We start from the raw sequence: 2093 nt of genomic DNA on the forward strand, positions 1-2093 counted from the left end.
GCTGATGATGCTTTTTTTGATCATCGGGCGATGGACGTTCAAAAAACGGGATACACTGACATTTCTAGCCGCCGCTATGATCATCACGCTGTTTTTCAATGCACCGCAATTGTTCACGGCAGGCTTCCTGATGTCTTATGGCGTGTTGTTCGGCCTTTTGTGCCTTGGGCCGCCGCTTACAAGGCTCTTTCATAAAATCAGGCTAGACCGCGTGAAGCTGGCAGCACCGCTTGCGACTTCCGTCGGCGCTACCGTATCCGTCTTTCCGCTGTCTGCCTACTATTTCAATAACATTGCCTTGGCAGCGCCGATCGCCAATTTATTTGCTATCCCGCTCGCAGGGATCATTATTGCTTTTACCGGCATAGGCTCGCTTGTCGCGCTTTTTTCATTACCGATCGGCCATGCGCTTGCTTTCCCCGCAGAACTCGGCCTGCAGGCTCTCACGTGGCTTAACGGAGTCCTTGCAACCAGTTCATTTGGCTTGATAGAGGTTTACGCATTTCCAATCTGGATGGGAATCTTTGTTTTTGCTATGCTGTTCTTATGCTCCGACTATGTTCTCCTTCGCTCAAAAATAAAAGCGATCGCGGTGGGGGCTATGGCGGCAGTACTTTTGTGCTGTGGTATCTTCTCCGGTGTATCACAAAGCAGTCAATTAAAGGCCGTTATTTTAGACGTAGGTACGGGCGACGCGATCCATATTGCTGTAGACAATAAAGATTATTTGATTGATAACGGCGGTAATTTACAGTATTCGCAGATCAGCGACTATGCAAAAAATAATCGCCTGATTTTCGATAGTGTGATCGTGACAAACGACAGGACAAAAAATTTAAAGGATTTAGCAGCAGAAGGCAGGATCAGTACGTTGTACGTACCCACAAATTATGTTCCCAAAGAATATGATGCCGATTTACAAATGAAATATTACGCATTGTATGATAAAATAGAATTATCAGAGAATGCGTATCTTGACGTAGTTGCGGACGATCAGAAGCATTTGTCCTTTGTTTTGCACTATAAGGGCAGGGTAATTTGCCTGTTTGCGCAAAACGATGTGCAAGATATCGTATATCGGGATTTTGTCCCTGTCGTAAAGCTTGCAGGCGGGGGAGACACATTATCAGCAGACAGCGGTTCACTTGAAAGCTGGAATCCTGACTATGCTGTGATTTCCGTACGACAGAAGGACGGCAAAGGGCTGCCTGATCCTGTGTTGACAGGCTTACTTGCCGAGATGGATGTCAGCACGCTGATCACCGCGCAAACGGGTGCTGTTACGATCATTGCCGATCATGCAGGTGCGATCAGCGTTACAACGCAAAAGAAATGAAAGAGGAAACATGACACCAAACGAAGCGCTCAAACAACTTAAGAACGGTCAGGAAAAGAGTTTCATTGTCCTGAGCGGAGAAGACTATTATATGAAGCAGTATGTGTTTACGGCGATTCTTGACGCGCTTCACATTGATATGCCCGAGCTCAATCTGTCAGTATTTGAGGAGCGTCCAGATACGAAGGCAGTCCTGTGCGCAATGGAAACACTTCCCTTTATGAGCAAAAAGCGAATCACTGTCCTCAAAAATACGGATATTCTTTCTACACAGGCGGCAGGCGACTTAAGCGCATGCTATATGGAAAGCAGGATGCCCGCAAGCAACTTTTTTCTGATCTGGGCACAGGGCAACGTTGATAAACGCAAAGCGTTCGTCAAGTTTGTCGGCAAGCAGGGGATGCTAATTGAGTGCAACGCCATGCAGGATCAGGAAATCTGTACCTTTATTAAAAACCGTGCCAAGAAAAGCGGTCTGCTGATCTCGACTAAGAACGCACAGATTGTAAGTGAGATCGCCGGAGGGGACTTAAGCACCATCGCCAACGAGGTCGACAAACTTTCCTCCATTTGCCAGGGAGAGATATCTACTTCGGATATCGAAAAATACGCGATCAAGTCTATGCAGTACAACGTATATAAAATACACGACCTGATGGTGGGCGGACGTCCGCAGCAGGCTGCGGCACTGATTGCAAAAATGCTGGAGGAGGACGGCAATCCGATCGGATTTATCACGCTGCTGTCCAACAATTTC

At 47.1% G+C, this 2093-nt stretch carries 2 protein-coding genes; both read left to right on the plus strand.

Going from position 1 to position 2093, the window contains the following annotated elements; all coding sequences use genetic code 11:
* Nucleotides 1-1336 (plus strand): ComEC/Rec2 family competence protein (locus tag VB081_RS00950; protein ID WP_323398999.1); only part of this gene is annotated, 1336 nt, incomplete at its 5' end.
* A gap of 10 nt (nucleotides 1337-1346) precedes the next feature.
* The coding region (gene holA, locus VB081_RS00955; RefSeq protein WP_323399000.1) for a DNA polymerase III subunit delta at nucleotides 1347-2093 on the plus strand (747 nt) is incomplete at its 3' end.

This window comes from Christensenella sp. (assembly GCF_034927525.1).
Classification (GTDB): domain Bacteria; phylum Bacillota; class Clostridia; order Christensenellales; family Christensenellaceae; genus Christensenella.